This window comes from Streptomyces cathayae (assembly GCF_029760955.1).
GTDB lineage: Bacteria > Actinomycetota > Actinomycetes > Streptomycetales > Streptomycetaceae > Streptomyces > Streptomyces cathayae.
In genome coordinates this window covers 1060486-1077658 of the sequence record NZ_CP121682.1, presented here as the reverse complement: position 1 = coordinate 1077658, position 17173 = coordinate 1060486, and the positions used below count along the sequence as shown (strand labels likewise).

14 protein-coding genes and 1 pseudogene are annotated in these 17173 nt (G+C 71.5%); 6 read left to right on the top strand and 9 right to left on the bottom strand.

Translation table 11 applies throughout. From position 1 onward, the window contains the following. Positions 1-57 precede the first annotated feature (57 nt). Both uriT and uriH read right to left on the bottom strand, forming a co-directional pair. A complete protein-coding gene (uriT, locus tag PYS65_RS04925) occupies positions 58-1497 on the bottom strand; it encodes a uridine transporter UriT (RefSeq protein WP_279332536.1) in 1440 nt (479 codons plus the stop codon). After that, on the bottom strand, positions 1494-2441 hold the full coding sequence (gene uriH, locus PYS65_RS04920; protein ID WP_279332535.1) for a uridine-preferring nucleoside hydrolase UriH: 948 nt from the start codon (positions 2439-2441) through the stop codon (positions 1494-1496). The genes uriT and uriH overlap by 4 nt, the downstream gene beginning before the upstream one ends. 414 nt (positions 2442-2855) lie before the next feature. On the opposite strand from uriH, the gene rbsK reads away from it, so the two are divergent. The 4 genes and pseudogenes from rbsK to PYS65_RS04900 all read left to right on the top strand — a co-directional run. Continuing rightward, positions 2856-4820 (top strand): ribokinase, encoded by a 1965-nt coding sequence (gene rbsK / locus PYS65_RS04915; RefSeq protein WP_279332534.1) that lies wholly within the window; start codon positions 2856-2858, stop codon positions 4818-4820. A gap of 283 nt (positions 4821-5103) precedes the next feature. Further along, positions 5104-5754: a YceI family protein gene (locus tag PYS65_RS04910; RefSeq protein WP_279332533.1), complete on the top strand. Its 651-nt coding sequence runs from the start codon at positions 5104-5106 to the stop codon at positions 5752-5754. A 493-nt stretch (positions 5755-6247) separates the two neighbouring features. Next, complete coding sequence (locus tag PYS65_RS04905; RefSeq protein ID WP_279332532.1) at positions 6248-7471, top strand: RNA-guided endonuclease InsQ/TnpB family protein; 1224 nt, start codon at positions 6248-6250, stop codon at positions 7469-7471. A gap of 60 nt (positions 7472-7531) precedes the next feature. Next, positions 7532-7891 (top strand): annotated as a pseudogene (locus tag PYS65_RS04900) (alpha-amylase family protein); the annotation flags it as partial. A 162-nt stretch (positions 7892-8053) separates the two neighbouring features. Here PYS65_RS04900 and PYS65_RS04895 read toward each other — a convergent pair. Continuing rightward, positions 8054-8260, bottom strand: a complete 207-nt coding sequence (locus tag PYS65_RS04895; RefSeq protein ID WP_279332531.1) for a hypothetical protein — start codon at positions 8258-8260, stop codon at positions 8054-8056. Between the two features lie 334 nt (positions 8261-8594). On the opposite strand from PYS65_RS04895, the gene PYS65_RS04890 reads away from it, so the two are divergent. Continuing rightward, a complete protein-coding gene (locus PYS65_RS04890) occupies positions 8595-9950 on the top strand; it encodes a PASTA domain-containing protein (protein ID WP_279332529.1) in 1356 nt (451 codons plus the stop codon). 54 nt (positions 9951-10004) lie between these two features. Here PYS65_RS04890 and PYS65_RS04885 read toward each other — a convergent pair whose 3' ends face one another. Next, positions 10005-11216: a globin domain-containing protein gene (locus PYS65_RS04885; protein WP_279332528.1), complete on the bottom strand. Its 1212-nt coding sequence runs from the start codon at positions 11214-11216 to the stop codon at positions 10005-10007. A 248-nt stretch (positions 11217-11464) separates the two neighbouring features. On the opposite strand from PYS65_RS04885, the gene PYS65_RS04880 reads away from it, so the two are divergent. Further along, the gene (locus PYS65_RS04880; protein ID WP_279332527.1) at positions 11465-12877 is read left to right on the top strand and encodes a DEAD/DEAH box helicase; all 1413 of its coding nucleotides are present in this window, start codon (positions 11465-11467) and stop codon (positions 12875-12877) included. Between the two features lie 81 nt (positions 12878-12958). On the opposite strand, the gene PYS65_RS04875 is transcribed toward PYS65_RS04880, so the two are convergent. The 5 genes from PYS65_RS04875 to PYS65_RS04855 are packed head-to-tail and all read right to left on the bottom strand — an operon-like array spanning position 12959 to position 17136. Beyond that, complete coding sequence (locus tag PYS65_RS04875; RefSeq protein ID WP_279332526.1) at positions 12959-13534, bottom strand: hypothetical protein; 576 nt, start codon at positions 13532-13534, stop codon at positions 12959-12961. Beyond that, the gene (locus PYS65_RS04870) at positions 13531-14934 is read right to left on the bottom strand and encodes a hypothetical protein (RefSeq protein ID WP_279332525.1); all 1404 of its coding nucleotides are present in this window, start codon (positions 14932-14934) and stop codon (positions 13531-13533) included. The genes PYS65_RS04875 and PYS65_RS04870 overlap by 4 nt, the downstream gene beginning before the upstream one ends. Continuing rightward, the gene (locus PYS65_RS04865; protein ID WP_279332524.1) at positions 14931-15764 is read right to left on the bottom strand and encodes an ABC transporter ATP-binding protein; all 834 of its coding nucleotides are present in this window, start codon (positions 15762-15764) and stop codon (positions 14931-14933) included. The genes PYS65_RS04870 and PYS65_RS04865 overlap by 4 nt, the downstream gene beginning before the upstream one ends. Then, the gene (locus PYS65_RS04860; protein WP_279332523.1) at positions 15761-16579 is read right to left on the bottom strand and encodes a zf-HC2 domain-containing protein; all 819 of its coding nucleotides are present in this window, start codon (positions 16577-16579) and stop codon (positions 15761-15763) included. The genes PYS65_RS04865 and PYS65_RS04860 overlap by 4 nt, the downstream gene beginning before the upstream one ends. After that, the gene (locus PYS65_RS04855; protein ID WP_279332522.1) at positions 16576-17136 is read right to left on the bottom strand and encodes an RNA polymerase sigma factor; all 561 of its coding nucleotides are present in this window, start codon (positions 17134-17136) and stop codon (positions 16576-16578) included. Before PYS65_RS04855 ends, PYS65_RS04860 begins: the two co-directional genes overlap by 4 nt. Positions 17137-17173 lie beyond the last annotated feature (37 nt).

Genomic DNA, 17173 nt, shown 5'->3' with positions numbered 1-17173 from the left:
GTCGTCATGTCGCCGCACCGGGTGCCGTCGGAGCGAGGCGGTGCCAAAAGGCCCGGATCAGTCGCGGGCCTCGGCCTCCACCGGCTTCGGGATCATGAAGGACGTCGCGAAGGCGGCGGCCAGGATGACCACTCCGGCGATCATGCCGGCGGTGTAGTCGGCGGGCGACGTGGGGTCGTCCGGCAGGGCCGCGGTCTTGACCGCGTACAGCAGTGCGAAGCTGAGACCGGCGCCGAGGTTGAACGCCCCCGCGTTGAGACCGGGCAGGAAGCCCGGGTTGTCCTTGGGGGACAGGACGATGCCGAGCCCGTTGAGCACGATGTTCGCCACACCCGCGTAGGCGATGCCGACCAGGATCGAGGTCAGCAGCAGCATGGGGCGGGACTGGGAGTCGATCGTGAGGATCATCAGCAGCACACCCGCCACGGCCCCGATCAGCCCCAGCCGCAGGACGCGGCCGTACCCGAAGGTGGCGGCGAGCCGGCCGGCGAGGGGCCCCATGGCCAGACCGGCCAGGGCGTACGGGGTGAGGGTCCACCACGCGGACTGCTCGGCGCCCATGCCGAGTCCGGCGTTCCCGTCCTGGGCGAGCGCCGGGATCAGTCCGTTCATGACGGCGAATACGCCCGTCATGGTGAGCAGGGTGGTCAGCAGGGTCGCCCAGGTCGAGCGCTGCTTCAGGTGCCGGGTGGCGACCAGCGGGTGCGTGCTGCGGTCCTCGGTCCGCCAGAACAGGGCGAAGGCGACCGCGCCGACGACGATGAGGACGGCGACCAGGAGCCAGTGGGCGTCGGCGAGCTTGCCGGCCTCGTTCAGCGCGGTGAGCAGTGCGCCGACGGACACGACGAGGAGCGCGACACCCGGCCAGTCCATCCGGGTCGCGTTGGGCGCCTTGGTCTCGGGGGTCAGGGTGGCGACCAGCACGGTGGCGAGGACCGCCACGACGGCCATCGTCCAGAAGACCGACCGGAAGCCGTGGGTGTCGGCGAGGTAGCCCCCGGCGAGGGCGTCGACACCGGCGATGCCGCCGTTGACGGCGGTGATCACGCCCAGCAGGGTGCCGTACTTCTTCGGTTCGCTCACCTCCTGCCGCAGCATGATCAGGCAGAGGGGGACGACCGGGCCGGACACACCCTGGATGATGCGGCCGACGAAGAGCACGGGCACGCTCGGCGCCAGTGCGGCCACGACACAGCCGACGGCCATGACCGCCAGCATGCCGGCCAGGACCTTGCGGCGGCCGAGGACGTCACCCAGCCGGGGCAGGAAGAGCGAGAACAGGGCCGCCGAGGTGAAGAACGCGGTCTGGGTGAGCCCGATCTCGGCCGAGCTGGCGCCGAAGCTCTCCTCGATGTTCTTCAGCGCGGGGCTGAGCATGCTCGCGTTGAGCTGGAAGGCGAAACAGGCCGCGAGGAGCGCGACCATCAGCACGCCCACCCGGGTCGTGCGCCGGCCCGACGCCTCGCCGGGCCGGTTCAGAGTGGTGGGTGCGCTCATGCCTCGACGTCACCGATCCGCTCGAGGGCGTCCACCACGAGGTCCCAGAACCGCTCGCGGTCGAGCTCGACCGCGACCTGGGTGTGGCAGTCGGCCGGCGCCGGGGCGCGGAAGTCCGTCACGGTCATGCCCAGGGTCAGACCGCCGCTGAGCTCGACGTCCACGGGAGCCTTGCGTACCGTCATGACGGAGGGGTCGATCACGTACGCGACCGCGCACGGGTCGTGCACGGGCGGGTGCTCGAAGCCCTGCGCCTCCTTGTAGGTGGCGCCGAAGAAGTCCAGCAGCTCGCCGACGAACTTGGCGGGCTTGGTGCCGACCGCGGCGATCCGCTCGGCGACCTCGGGCGTCGCCAGCGCCTGGTGCGTCAGGTCGAGACCGACCATGGTGACCGGCCAGCTCTCGTTGAAGACGATGTGGGCGGCCTCGGGGTCGATGATGATGTTGAACTCGGCGACCGCGCTCCAGTTGCCCTCGTGGTAGCCGCCGCCCATCAGGACGACCTCGCGGACCCGCTCGACGATGCGGGGCTCCTTGCGCGCGGCGAGGGCGATGTTGGTCAGGCCCGCCGTCGGGACGATGGTGATCTCGCCGGGCTCGTGCGACATCACCGTGTCGATGATGAGGTCGACGGCGTGCCGGCGGTCCAGCTCGAGGGTCGGCTCGGGCAGCACCGGTCCGTCCAGACCGGTCTCGCCGTGGATGTCCGGCGCTGTCTCGATGGCCCGCACCAGCGGTCGCGGGCAGCCGGCGGCGAAGGGCACACCGGTGATCCCGGCGATGCGCGCCACGGACAGGGCGTTGCGGGTCACCTTCTCCAGCGTCTGGTTCCCGACCACGGTCGTGACGGCGACCAGGTCGATGTCGGGGTTGCCGTGCGCCAGCAGCAGTGCGATGGCGTCGTCGTGCCCGGGGTCGCAGTCGAGGATGATTTTCCTGGTCATCGGAAGAGCCCCTTCGCTCTAGCGGGTCTGTGAGGAGATGGAACTGCGCAGCGGCGGCCGCGGGCGGGCCACTGCGGAGGGTGCGTCGGCTCACGTCTCCGGCGCCGGAGGTGGCAGCGGCCCCCGCCGCGCTGCCGGGGGCATCGACACGTACGGAATCGCTGTCGCCGACCACAGGAGCGGACATCACCGCCCGCATCCCTGGGCCATAGCGTGGGAAAACGTTCTCCAGAAATTTCACCCAAGCACGCGCCCTTGTCAATGTCGGACATCACATACTTGAGTGTGAATGAGCCGATGCTCGGCAGTTGTGCGGTGATAACGTTTGCCGGAATTGTTTCCGGGAGGCCGCTTCCCGCCCGGTGAAGCCCGACCGGGCCCAGCGCAGCCGAACCGAACGAAGGGGGCCGCATCGTGACCGACGTCACCCTGAGGGAGGTGGCCCGCGCGTCGGGCTGCTCCGTCGCCACGGTCTCCCGGGTCCTGGCCGGGACCCGTCCGGTCGGGGCAGAGACGGCCCGCCGGGTACGGGAGGCGGCCGAGGAGCTCGGCTACCGGCCCAACCAGGTCGCCCGCGCCCTGCGCAGCCGCTCCACCGGCACCGTCGGCCTCGTCCTGCCGCAGATCACCAACCCCTTCTTCCCCTCTCTCGTGCGGGAGGTGGAGCACGCCCTGCACGCCGAGGGACGTGCCGTGCTGCTCGCCGACTGCGACGACGACCCGGAGATCGAGGCCGCCCGGATCGCCGATCTCCTGGACCGGCAGGTCGACGCCCTGCTGGTCATCCCCGTCGACGGGAAACGGAGCCGGGCCGCGGTGGAGAAGGCCGCGGCCCACGTGCCGCTGGTCCTGCTGGACCGCGGCTGCGGCCCCGGCGTCGCCGACTCGGTCGCGACCGACAACGCCACCGGCATGGCGCTCGTCATGGACCACCTGGTCGCCACCGGCCGCCGCCGGGTCTGCTTCGTGGGAGCCGCCGGAACCGGCTCGGCGGCGGCCGAGCGGCTCGCGGCGTACGAGGCCGAGGCCGGCGCCCTGCTCCCGCGCGGCTCCGGACAGATCGAACTCGGCGACTTCTCACTGGAGTGGGGGCGGACCGCGGCGGAGCGGATCCTGCCGTCCCGTCCGGACGCCGTCGTCTGCGCCAACGACCTCCTCGCGGTCGGCGTACTGCAACGGCTGCGACAACTCGGCAGGGACGTCCCGGGCGACATCGCTGTCACCGGCTTCGACGACATCCCCATGATGGATCTCGCCGACCCGGCCCTGACCACCGTCCGCCAACCCGTGCGCGCACTGGCCGCCGAAGCCGTGCACCTGCTCGGCCACCGGCTGGCCGGACAGAACGACGGGCCGCGCCGGTCGGTCCGTCTCGCCCCCGAACTCGTCGTACGCGCATCCAGCGCACCCCGGGTGTCCTCGGCCGAGGACACCCGGGGTGCGCTGGATGCGCAGCACCCGCACCCCAGAGGTAGAACAGTGATCGCAGTCGTCGGAAGCCTGAACCTGGACCTCGTCGCGCCGGTTCCCCGGCATCCGGTTCCCGGTGAGACGGTCCTCGGCGGTGACATGGCCCAGCACCCCGGCGGCAAGGGCGCCAACCAGGCCGTCGCCGCCGCCCGGCTCGGCGGGAACGTCTCCTTCGTCGGCCGGGTCGGCGAGGACGACGCGGCCGACGTCATGCTCGACGCCGTCCGGAGCGAGGGCGTGGACGTCACGCACATCACCCGCACCCCGGGCGTGGCGACCGGCCGCGCCCTGATCGCCGTCGACCCGGCGGGCGAGAACACCATCATCGTCAGCCCCGGTGCCAACGCCCGCGTGAGCACCGCCGACTGCGAGGCCGCGGCGGACGTGCTGCGGAAGGCGGCCGTGACCGTCCTCCAGCAGGAGGTCCCGGACGAGGCCAACCACGCCGCCGCGCGGCTGGCCGGCGGCATCGTGCTGCACAACCCGGCCCCCGCCGTCGCCGGCGCCGTTCCGCCGCCCCACGTCGACGTACTGGTCCCCAACCGCACGGAACTGGCGGCCCTCACCGGCACGCCCGTACCGGAGACGATCGACGAGGTCGTCGCCGCGGCCCGGAAACTGACCGGTGCGGGCGCGGTGATCGTCACGCTCGGCGGCGACGGGGTGCTCCTCCTCGAGGGCGCCTCGCACCTGCACGTCCCCGCCTTTTCCGTCCGGCCCGTGGACACCACCGCCGCCGGTGACTCCTTCTGCGGCGCGCTCGCCGTCGCCCTCGCGGAGGGCCGCACCCTCGAGCGGTCCGCCCGCTGGGCCTGCGCCGCCGCGGCGATCAGCACCACCCGGGCGGGCGCCCAGCCCTCCCTCACCCGCCGCGACGAGGTGGAGGCCTTCCTCGCGAAGAACAGCTGAAACGCCGTTCCGGCCGGAGGCGCCGGGGAGATCGTCGCCGTGGCGCGGGCTGAGGGCAGCCCGCGCGGAATCCACACCGGATCCGCGCCCGGGGCCTCGGCGCGGCTCACGGCGAGCCGCCGAAGTCGTGGCCCCCAGCCCTGCCGCCGGTCCCGGCCCACGTCGAAGATCTCAAGTTGAGAAAGAATCCGGGCAAGATCGTTTTGGTGTGCTCTACACCTGTTGAATGGCGGTCTCCTGAAGCCGCATGCGCGGCTGTCAAGCACCCTCACCGGGAGATCTGATGGACTTCCGCTCTCTCTTCCGCACCGCACGGTCCGCCGACACCGAGCCGACACCGTCGCCGGCCCCGCCGACGGGCACGGACGCCCGGACGTTCAACGCCGCCCCCTCCCGGGCCCAGCTCTCCGGGGAGTGGATGTTCGACCAGGCGCACAGCACCATCGGGTTCGCCGCCCGGCACGCCGTGGTCACCCGGGTCCGGGGGAGCTTCACCGGCTTCGACGGCTGGCTTCAGCTGGACGGTGAACGACCGGAACGCTCCGGAGCCGGGGTGGTCATCCGGGCGGACACCGTTGACACCCGCGTCGCGCAGCGCGACCGTCACCTCTGCAGCGCCGACTTCCTCGACGTCGAGCGCTACCCGACCATCACCTTCCGCAGCACCTACATCGAGCAGGTCGATGCCGACCGCTTCCGAATGACGGGCGCCCTCACCGTCAAGGGCCGCACGCACCCGGTCACCGTCGACCTCCTCTACACGGGCTCGGTGGTCGACGCCTTCGGCGTCGAGCGGATCGGCTTCGACGGCACGGCCGTCGTCAACCGCGCCCAGTGGGACCTCACCTGGAACGCGATGCTGGAGACCGGCGGCCTGATGGTCAGCGAGAAGATCGAGCTCGAGTTCGACATCTCGGCGGTCCGCGCGCCCTGACCGCGCCCGATGCTCCAGTGCGCTGGGTGTGGTCTCAGCCGCATCGGTTGACCGTCATCGGTACCCGTAGTTCTCCACCGGTTGCCGATGGGTGAGGGCAGGCCAGGGAGCTACCGGGATTTATTCGCAGTGCATCGGGCTTCAGCCCGGTGGTGAAGCGAATCTGATGGTCGCGACGCGGAGCGTCGCCGCAGATGGTCCGGCGGAGCCGGACACGGAGGGTTCACCGTCTGCGGCGCGGAGCGTCGTGAGTGCTTCTCCCGGCGGAGCCGGGCTGTGCTCACACCGGCCGGTTCCGCTGTGCGATGTACCGCCCGACCACGGTGAGGAGGTGCCGCTGATCTCCTCCATCCGCCTCAAACGGGCACCAGTGAACACCTTGTGTCGGAACCCGGTCACGAAGCCCACATGTACATGCATGACGAGAACACAGTGCCGACCAGTTCTGTTCTCCTGTGCCTCACCCACAACGCAGGTACGTAGGGTGACGGTCATGCAGCTTCGGTACAGCTTCCGCCTGTACCCGGACACCGGCCAGCAGACCGCGTTGGCGAAGGCGTTCGGATGCGCCCGCGTCGTGTTCAACGACGCGGTCCGCGCCCGCGAGGACGCCCGCACGGCAGGCGGGATGTTCCCGACGGTCGGCGAGCTGTCCACGCGCCTGATCACCCAGGCCAAGCGGACAGCCGGGCGGTTCTGGCTGGGCGAGGTCTCCGCGGTGGTGCTGCAGCAGTCCCTGCGGGACGCCGAGAGCGCGTACCGCAACTTCTTCGCCTCCCTCAACGGCGCCCGCAAGGGCCCCAGGATCGGCCCGCCCCGCTTCAAGTCCCGCAGGGATGCCCGGCAGTCGATCCGGTTCACCGCCAACGCCCGCTGGAAGATCACCGATGGCGGCCGTCTGCACCTGCCGAAGATCGGTGTGGTGAAGGTGAAGTGGTCCCGCACGCTGCCCACCACCCCCACCTCCGTCACCGTCATCAAGGACGCGGCCGGCCGGTACTTCGCCTCCTTCGTCATCGACACCGACCCCGCCGCCGACACGGCCCGGATGCCCGACACCGACCGCACCATCGGCATCGATCTCGGCCTGACCCACTTCGCCGTGCTGTCCGACGGCACGAAGATCGACTCCCCGCGCTTTCTGCGGCGCGCGGAGAAGAAGCTGAAGAAGGCCCAGCGGGAGCTGTCCCGCAAACAGAGGGGATCGAAGAACCGCGAGAAGGCCCGCCTGAAGGTCGCCCGCGCCCACGCCGGGGTCACCGACGCGCGCCGCGAGTTCCACCACCAACTCTCCACCAAGCTGCTCTCCGAGAACCAAGGGATCGCGGTGGAGGACCTGTCGGTGGCGGGACTGGCCCGCACCAGGCTGGCCAAGTCGGTGTACGACGCCGGATGGTCATCGTTCATCGGCATGCTGGAGTACAAGGCGGAACGGTACGGGCGGACCCTGGTGAAGATCGGCCGGTTCGAGCCGACCTCCCAGACCTGCTCCGCCTGCGGCGTCAAGGACGGACCCAAACCCCTGAACGTGAGGGAGTGGACCTGTACCGCCTGCGGCACCGTCCACGACCGGGACACCAACGCCGCGATCAACGTCAAGACGGCCGCCGGACTGGCGGTATCGGCCTGCGGAGCGCCGGTAAGACCAGGAGCAATCCCGGCACGGCGCGAAGAAACAGGAAGCCACGGATTCCCGACCGGACCCCGTGCCGCGTAGTGGCACAGCAACGATCGAGAAGGCCAGAATCCCCGGGCTTCAGGCCGAGGAGCAAGTCAAACGACCATGCGCGACGCGCTGGAGGCCACCGGGCGTCCGATCCTCTACAGCCTCTGCGAGTGGGGTGAGAACAAGCCCTGGGAATGGGCCAGGGGTGTCGGGCAGTCATGGCGCACCACAGGGGACATCAGTGACGACTGGGACTCCATGCTGTCGATCATGAAGGAGAACCTGTCCCTCGACGAGTACGCGGGCCCGGGTGGCTGAAACGACCCGGACATGCTGGAGGTGGGCAACGGCGGCATGACCGACACCGAGTACCGCACCCACTTCTCGATGTGGTCGGTCATGGCCGCGCCCCTGCTGATCGGCGCGGACCTCCGGTCGGCGCCCCAGTCGGCCTTCGACATCCTCTCCAATTTGGACCACGTCTTGGGCTTCGCCCGGCTCCGCAACGTGTCCGTGCAGATCATGCCTGGGGGAGGGCATGGGCATACTTCGAAGCCGCCCCTCCGCACCATGTCCCGCCTGACTCGCGGGTCGAAGTTCCGGCGACGCAGCAAGCGTTGACGAGCCGAGCAGTCAACCGACCTTGCGGCGGGGAAAGAAGCGTCGCCGCAGGCGGTCGCCGAGTTCACCGACGACAATCACAAACGCGGCGCCCGCCGCGCACTCCCCCAGACCCATCGGCTGATCGGTAACCGCGCCCAGAAGCGCAAAGGCAGCGGTAACGGCCGCCCACCACATGGCCCACAAGCTGATCAGAACCCACCAACGCCGTCTCTTCACGGCCTCACGATACGTCTCCCGGTGCTTCCGGTACGGCGGCTTCACCTGAGCCTTCGCGTCGGCGGGTGGCACGGGCCGCTGCCGCGTGCCGGCGGGGTGAGCAGGATGGCTCCGGGAAATCGGCGCAGGTCACGGGTGCCTTCGGTGAGTCCTGCCGGTGTCCGGGCCCGGATCGGCAGCCGTTAACATCTGCATTTGTCGGTAACTGTCGCGCAGTGCCTCCAGCACGGCGTCCGGCGGTGCGGGACGTGTCTTCGTGCAGGGGCGACGTACCGGCTTCCGGGGCTCACAGCTCGACACGTCCGGAGAACTTTTCGAAAGAGCTGGAGAACCGTTGTCCGATCTGTTGGCCAAGGACCGGCGCACCGCCGAAGCCGCCGCTGGTGAGAGTCTCTCCCTGTCCGACGACCAGGCGAAGGCGCTGTTGGGAGAACTGGGCCCACAGGAAGACGTCCGGGCCGTCTACCGCAACGGCTGGGGCTGGGCCGTGCTCACGAAGAACGACCTCGTCCTTCTGCGGGGTCTTGTGAGGCCCAGGGCGATCCGCGTCCCCGCGCCCCTGCGGATCTCCCGCCGTACCTACGGCATGTTCCGGTCCGTCGAGGTCCTCGTCCACGGGCATCCGCACAAACTGTGGGGCTCGAAACTCGACCCGAGGGGCGAGCTCCTCGTGGCCACGGGCGAGGTTCTCCCTCCCGACTCCCCCTTGCGCCCAGGCCGCGGAACACGGTTCGCCACCTGGATAAGCCGACACCCTGTTTTCGTCTCCGTAGCGGTGATCGGATTCCTCTTCGCCAACCTGGGTCCGGGCTCCGGCGAGAAGGAGGCCGTGGTCCAGAAGCCCGAGCCCGCTCTGACCGTCCCCGACTTCAAGGCGACCCCTCTCGCCGTAGCGGCTGTGTCGGCCGGCCGGCATCCGTGGAAGACGGTGTCGGCAGCCGACGCCTCCTCCGACCAGCGGCCGGTGAACACCACCACGAGCGGCTGGCAGGTCTGCTTCCAGAGCCCGGCCCGTGACGAGACGGTCCCTCCGGCAGCCAGGACGCTGACCCTGTATGCGGTTCCGAAGCAGGAGCAGTGCCCGACCCGGCTGCACGGCCCCCGCCGGATCGTCATGCCGGACCTCGTCGGCGAGCAGGCCGACGATGCTTCCCGTGCTCTCGGCGACCTCGGTCTCGAGCGCGTGATCTACTTCCACGCCCACACCGGCAAGCGTCTGTACGACGGGCTGGAGGAACTGGCCGACTGGCAGGTGTGCAGGCAGCAGCCGGAGCCCGACACCGAGGTCTCGACCGGGACGCAGATCGACCTGTGGCTGATCGGCCCCAGCGACCCCTGCGCCAAACCCAAGCCGAAACCGAAGCCCAAGCCGGAGCCAAAGCCTGAACCGGAGCCTGAACCGAAGCCCGAGCCCAAACCCGAGTCGAAGCCGCGACCGCAGCCCTCGTACGGCACCGGCTCGAGCGGCGGCACCACAGGCGGCAGCGGCAGTGGCGGCTCGTCCGGCGGCGGTTCCACCAGTGGTGGTTCCTCCGGCAGTTCGAGCGGCGGCACCGGAAGCCGGCCCGGTGTCCAGTTCGGTCAGTACTGTTCTCCCGTCGGTGCCGTCGCGACGACCACCGATGGGCGGCCCGCGAAGTGCTTCATGGGCAAGGACGGCAACGCCCGGTGGGGATACAACTCCGGGTGACCGCGGAACGACTCCCGGCCGCTCTCCTGCCGCCGCCCGCCGTCGGCACGACGGTCAGTCCAGGTCGGCCTGCCACAGGTCGGGGCCGAAGATCTCGTACTGGATGTCGCGCGGGGCGATTCCCTGCTCGATCAGGCGGCTCCGTACGGCCTGCATGAAGGGCAGGGGCCCGCACAGGTAGTAGAGGGCGTCGTCGGGGACGTCGACGGCGGACAGGTCCATCTGTCCCTCGAAGACGCCGGTCACCGGTTCGAGGCTGTGCGCGCCCTTCTCGTACCAGAGGTACATCCGCGCGTCCCGCAGTGCCAGCACGTCGTTGACCACCTGCCGCCGCAGCGGGAAGGACGCCTCGTCGAGGTCGGCGTGGAGAAGGGTGATCGACAGCCCGGAGTCGGCCGCGACCAGGTGCGACAGCATGCCCGCCATGGGGGAGACCCCGATACCCGCACTGGCGAACACCACCGGACGTCCCGAGTCGTCGAGCACCACGTCGCCGTACGGCAGCGACAGCGTCAGGTCGTCGCCCACCCCGACGGAGTCGTGCAGCAGCGCCGACATCTCGCCGTCGGGGTCGCCGCCCTCGCCGCGCACCCGCTTCACCGAGAACTGGCGGTGCTCGCCGTCGTCGGCACGGGTCAGGCTGTACTGGCGCGGCTGGAGCTTCCCGTCGGGCATCCGCATCCGGACGGTGACGTACTGGCCGGGCAGGGAGGTCTTCACCAGGCGGTCGTCGTTCCGCTTGACCACGAAGGTGACCACGTCGTCGGTCTCCTTGATCTTCCGCTCCACCCGCCAGTCCCGCCAGACCGTCTCCGGCCGGACCCCGCGGGCGCTGTAGAGGCCGCGCTCCTGGTTGATCAGGGCGTTGGCCATCAGCCAGTACACCTCGTCCCAGGCCGCGGCGACCTCTGCGGTGACCGCGTCGCCCAGGACGTCGCCGATCGCCCACATCAGGTGGTCGTGGACGATCGGGTACTGGTCCGGGCGGATGCCGAGCGAGGCGTGCTTGTGGGCGATCCGGCTCAGCAACTGCTCCGGCACCCGCTCCGGTGTCTCCACCAGGGTCGTCGCGAACGCGGCCACCGAGCCGGCCAGGGCCTGCTGCTGGTGGCCGTGCGCCTGGTTGCCGCGGTTGAAGACGCCGTCGAGGAGTTCGGGATGCGCGGAGAACATGTGCCGGTAGAAGCGCTGGGCGATCTCACCGATGTGGTCGGCGACCACGGGGAGTGTGGCGGTGATGACGGGGCGGGAGGTGTCGGAGAGCATGCGGCTTCCCTCCAGGTCGGCGGGGGTTCCTGGCCCGCTCCAGGTACCCGGCACCTCCTGAGTGACACGGCCTGCCGGCGGCCGGAGCCGCTCGGAGGGCGCGGGTGCCGGTGCAGGGGGAGGAATCGGCGCCGGAGGCGCATTCCGGGCCGCTGATAAGCTGTGCCCGCGCTTCACTGCACCGGGGCCCGTACCGAACGGTACGGGCCCCGGTGCGCTCCGGGCGCCAGACCAGGAAGGTGCCCCTCATGAACGCGAAGCCGTTGGCCTCCGGACTCTCCGGACTCTCCGGGGGCGGCACGCCCCCGCGAGTGACAGCGCCGCCGGGGGCGACCCCGGCCGCGTCCTTCGACGCGTTCGGGCTGCCGCCGGAGCTGGTGGAGACGATGGGCGGGCTCGGGGTGACGGAACCGTTCCCCATCCAGGCGGCGACGCTGCCCGACGCGCTGGCCGGCCGTGACGTCCTCGGGCGGGCGCGGACGGGGTCCGGCAAGACGCTGGCCTTCGGGCTCGCTCTGCTCGTCCGGACGGCGGGCCGGAGGGCGGAGGCGAAGCGGCCGCTCGCGCTGGTCCTGGTCCCGACCCGGGAGCTCGCCCAGCAGGTGAGCGACGCCCTGGTGCCGTACGCGCGGACGCTGAACGTACGGCTGGCGACGGTGGTCGGCGGGCTGTCGATCAACCGGCAGGTGGCGGAGCTGCGGAGCGGCGCCGAGGTGGTCGTCGCGACGCCGGGGCGGCTGGCCGACCTCGTGTCGCGCCGGGACTGCCATCTGAACCACGTGCGGATCACGGTGCTGGACGAGGCGGACCAGATGTGCGACCTGGGGTTCCTGCCGCAGGTCTCGGACATCCTGGAACAGGTCCCCGCCGACGGGCAGCGGCTTCTGTTCTCGGCCACGCTCGACCGTCACGTCGAGCAGTTGGTGCGGAACCATCTGAACGACCCGGTCCACGCGTCGGTCGACCCCGGGGCGGGCTCGGTGAGCACCATGGACCACCACGTCCTGACCGTGCATCCCGCCGACAAGTACGCCACGGCGACCGAGATCGCCGCCCGGGACGGCCGGGTGCTGATGTTCCTGGACACCAAGGCGGGCGTCGACCAGTTCACACGTCATCTGCGGGCCGCCGGCGTGCGGGCCGGTGCCCTGCACAGCGGCAAGTCGCAGCCGCAGCGCACGCACACGCTCGGCCGGTTCGCGGACGGTGACCTCACCGTGCTGGTGGCCACCAACGTCGCGGCGCGGGGCATCCACGTCGACGCGCTCGACCTCGTCGTCAACGTCGATCCGCCGGCCGACCCCAAGGACTACCTGCACCGCGGCGGGCGCACCGCACGGGCCGGACGGTCCGGGACCGTGGTCACCCTGGTCACTCCCGCCCAGCGGCGCGAGGTGAACCGGATGATGTCCGACGCCGGTGTCCGGCCGACCGTCACCCCGGTGCGCTCCGGCGAGGCGACGCTGACCGCCCTCACCGGTGCGAAGCGCCCGCCGGCCGGGACGAAGGCCGGCAGCGGCAACGCGCCCTTCCGCGGCCTGGGCAGCCGTCCGGGCGGTTCAGGCGGTTCGGGCCGTCCGGGCAAGGAGTCCCGCAAGGTCGCCGAGGCCCGCAAGGCGGCGGAGGCCAGGGCGGCGGCCCGGGTGCGCAGGGGCCGCTGAACCAGGCTCGGAACGCCGGAGCGGCGCGCGCCGGTATCACCCGCACCCGACATCATCGGCTTGACGGCGGGCCCGGTCCGGTCACCGTCTCGGGCCCGCGACGGCGTAGGCCGTGGTGCCGGCGACCGTGAGGGCCAGGGCCGTCCAGGTGCCCGCCGCCGTGCCGGGTGGCAGCAGTATCCAGGACGCCACCTGCGTCGGCACACTCGTCGGGGGCGGGGCGAAGAACGCGAACGAGAGCCAGGCGAACGGCGGCGTCCACGCGTACTGGCCGCCCGAGAACGCCGCGCCCAGGGCGGCCAGGCCCATCAGGCCCGCGCTGTCCCGGACGACGAACGCGGTGGTGGCCATGGTCTCGCCCATGGCCCGCACCGTCAGCAGCACCGTGCCGACGACCGCGCCGGCGAGCAGCACGTGCGCCGCTCTGCGGGGCACCCAGCGGATCGAGGCCGTCCGGTCCAGCGCGAGGTCCTGCCCGCTGAGCCCGATCGAGGCCGCCATCGCCCCCATGGCGAGGACGAGCGCGGGAAGTCGCAGATCACCGGGCTCCTCGCCCCCGTTCCGGGAGAGCGCCCACGCCGCCACCGCGCTGATCACCACCGTGGCGAGCGACGCGGGAACCTGACGCGAGCGCGCGTACAGCGTCAGCCATCTCACCGGGACGCACCGCCGGACAGGGCGTCGAAGGCGTCGCCCCTGCCCTCGCAGGAGAGCGCGGCGGCGCGCATCGCGTTGATCCGCGAGAGCTGCTCGGCCCGCGGCAGCGCCGTGAGCTCCTTCCACACCGGACGGGTCTCGGCCTCGACCTCGCTGCGCAGACTCGCCGACTCCGTGCCGGGAAGCGGCCTGAGGTCCCCGAGGACCCAGCCCACCGCGACGGCCTGCGCGAAGTCCTCGCTCCCCCAACTGCTCCAGCCCACGGGGGTGCACCCCGGCACCATGGCTTCGGCGATCAGGGCCCGGGTCAGCTCCTCGCCCTGCGCGGCGGCGATGATGCCGTCGTCGAAGTCGAAGAGCACGGTCTCGCCGGACCACTGCGGCACGGTGCCGTCCGGCAGTACGGCGATGTTCTCCCGGACCGAGACCGGTGCCCGGTCGCCCAGGGCGCCGTGCAGCAGGCGCAGTGCCTCCTTACCGGGACCCGCGAGGTCGGCGAGTCGTGCCCGGTGCGTCTTGGTCACGCACACCGGGCCGTCGCACACCAGCTCCGCGGCGGCCTCGTCGACGACGTACATCCGGCGCGGGTCGGAGGGGAGGACGAGCAGGGCGAGGACCGCGCCCGCCAGGACGGGCGTCAGGGCGACCAGCCGGGCGCGCCGGGTCATGGCGACCAGTAGCGCGAAGCCGGTCGTGGCCATGCCGAGCAGCCAGATCGTCTGCCCGACGTGTACGGGGGCGGAGAACGTGACGAGTACGTCGCGCACCTCCTCCACCGCCGGTGACAGCAGCGAGACGCGGTTCGGCTCCGTGCTCGGATACCCCTCCTGCGTGACCGTCTCCGTCCGGCCCAACGACATGTGCATGAGGGCCGTGAACACGAAGGCACCCATGGCCAGCGCGGGCGGGGTGAGCGCGGACGGCAGGGCCCGCCCGGCTCCCATGCCCAGCACGGCACCCGCGACGAGGGACAGCGCCCCCACCAGCGAGATCGGCAGCCACCCGAGGTGCGTGTACTCGGTGTGGGCGACCACCTGGACCGCGCCCACGAGGACGAGGAGCATGAAGGCCGAGGCCAGGGTGATCGCCGTCGTACCCGCCGATACGGCCGCGCGGTGCCAGGCGGGTCGCGGCGTGGTCGTCAGCAGCTCCGGCATCTTCGAGCGGTGGTCGCGCAGACCCTGCAGCGCCCCGAGCCCCACGGCCAGCGGCCACAGGTAGAACAACAGGCTGCGGGTCCACATGGCCAGGGACGTCCACTGGGCCGTCCACGCCGTGGTGCCCCTCCACCACGAGGCGTCCACCAGGTACAGGAACGCCAGCGCGCTCGTGAAGACCACGGCGCCGGCCCACGGGGCGACGGAGCGCCTCAACTCGATGCGCAGAACACGGGTGTTCACCAGGTGCCCCTTTCCCGGACGGGACCCTGCAGCAGCGCCGAGTAGCCACGCTCCAGAGGGCTGTCGCCCACGTGCTCGGGGCCGCCCGCCGCGGCCAGCTCGTCCGGGGTGCCCTGGAAGACCAGCCGGCCCTCGGCGAAGAGCACCACGTCGGTGCAGGCGGCGGCGACGTCCTCCACCAGATGGGTCGAGACGAGCACACAGGTGTCCGTGCCCAGCTCCTGGAGCAGTTCGCGGAAGCGCAGCCGCTGCGCCGGGTCCAGGCCGACCGTCGGCTCGTCCAGCAGCAGGATCGCCGGGTCGTTGACGATGGCCTGGGCGATGCCGACCCTGCGCACCATGCCGCCCGAGAGGGCCTTCATCCTCTCGTCGGCGCGGTCCGCCAGCCCCACCCGCTCCACGGCGCGCTGCACCGCCGCGGGGATCTCCGCCTTCGGCACCTCCTTCAGCCACGCCATGTACTCGACGAACTCGCGCACCGTGAAACGCTTGTAGTAGCCGAACTCCTGCGGCAGGTAACCGATCCGGCGGCGCAGCGCACGGTGCCCGCCCCTGCCGTCGGCGGACTCGCCGAGCAGCTCCAGGGTGCCCTCGGTGGGGCGCAGCACGGTGGCCAGGGTCCGGATGAGGGTGGTCTTGCCCGCCCCGTTGGGACCGAGGAGCCCGTGTACGCCGGTGCCCAGCGACAGGTCGAGGCCGTCGACGGCCATGCGTTTCCTGCCGACCTTGACCTTCAGCCCGGTGGCCCGGATCTCCCAGGCGTAGGCCGTCGGTGCGAGGTCGGCCGCGCTCACGGCGGACGTCATGTGGTGTTCCTTTCCGATGGTCATCGAGTAGCTCCCGGCACGGAGTACGCGCCCCTGCGGGCGATCACGACACCGGTGCCGAGTGCGAGGAGCAGCCCCCACACGGGCAGACCGCCCGTCTGCAGGGCGAAGGCCGTACGGCTGGTGGCCAGGGTCGGCGCCACGACCACGGCGGCCCACACGGCGGCCAGTGCGACAGCGGCGCGGGTCACCCCGATGGCACCGCCGAGCGCCAGCGTCGCGGCCGTCAAGGCCAGACAGGGCAGCAGCCACTGGGCCACCATCACCCCCGTCACCCATCCGCCCACCAGCAGCGCGGGGACGACCACGCCGAGCACGGACGCGGTGCGCCGCAGCACCAGGGGGAGACCGGCCCTGGGCGCCGAGGACGTCAGTTCGTACGCCGGGTCCAGACCGCGCGACCAGGAGGCCGCGACGCCGAGCACGGGCAGGACCGGCGCGAACAGCAGCACCAGCGACACCTCGCCCGAACCGGTGCCGGCCAGGTCGAACAGCAGGGCCAGCAGCACCACGCCCACGACCATGGCCAGCCACGGCACCATCGTGGGCGTCAGCCACCTCGACAGCCGCGCCGGCCGGCGCCGTCCGCGCGGCATCGTGGCGGTGACCGCCAGCCGGGGTTCGAGGCCGGACCACACGGTGCCGACCAGCGCCGCCACGGCGGGCGCCTCGGTACCGACGGCGGCGGACAGCCGGTCGCGGCACACCCGGCACGCCTCCAGATGGGCCTCCACGGCCCACACCTCGTCAACGGCGAGGTCCGTACCGCCGCGCGCATACCCCTCGACGATCCGCGTCGACGGATGTTCCCCACTCACGCCAGCGCCCTCCGCATCGCGATCCGGGCCCGGCGGGCACGGGTCTTGACCGTGCCCTCGGGCAGCCCGAGCAGGACCGAGGTCTCCCGGACGGACAGCCCGTCGAGCACCATGGCCTGCAGTACCTGTCTCAGTTCCGGCGCGAGGCACCGCAGTGCGTCCCCGACCTCACCGCCGACGGTCGCCGCGAGCGCCTCCTCCTCGGCGGCGGGCGCCGCGCCGGGCACGGCGGCGGCCGGCGGCGGCTCCGCGTGGTGAGCCCTGCGCCGGAACGCGTCGACCAGGCGGCGCGCCGCGATCGTCCACAGCCAACCGACGGCCGTCCCGCCGACCGCGGCCCCGGCGAACGCGCCCGCCGCGCGCCACACCGCCAGGTAGGTCTCCTGCATGACCTCCGCGACGATCTGCTCGTCCGCACACCGGCGGCGCAGCCGCACCGCCAGCCACGGCGCCGTACGCCGGTACAACTCCTCGAACGCGGCACGGTCGCCCTTCGCCACCAGCCGGACGAGACGTTCCTCGTCCACCTTGTGCAGTGCTGCCCTGACTGATCTCACACCCGCTAGACGCCCGAGCCGCGCCGCGGGTTTTCCC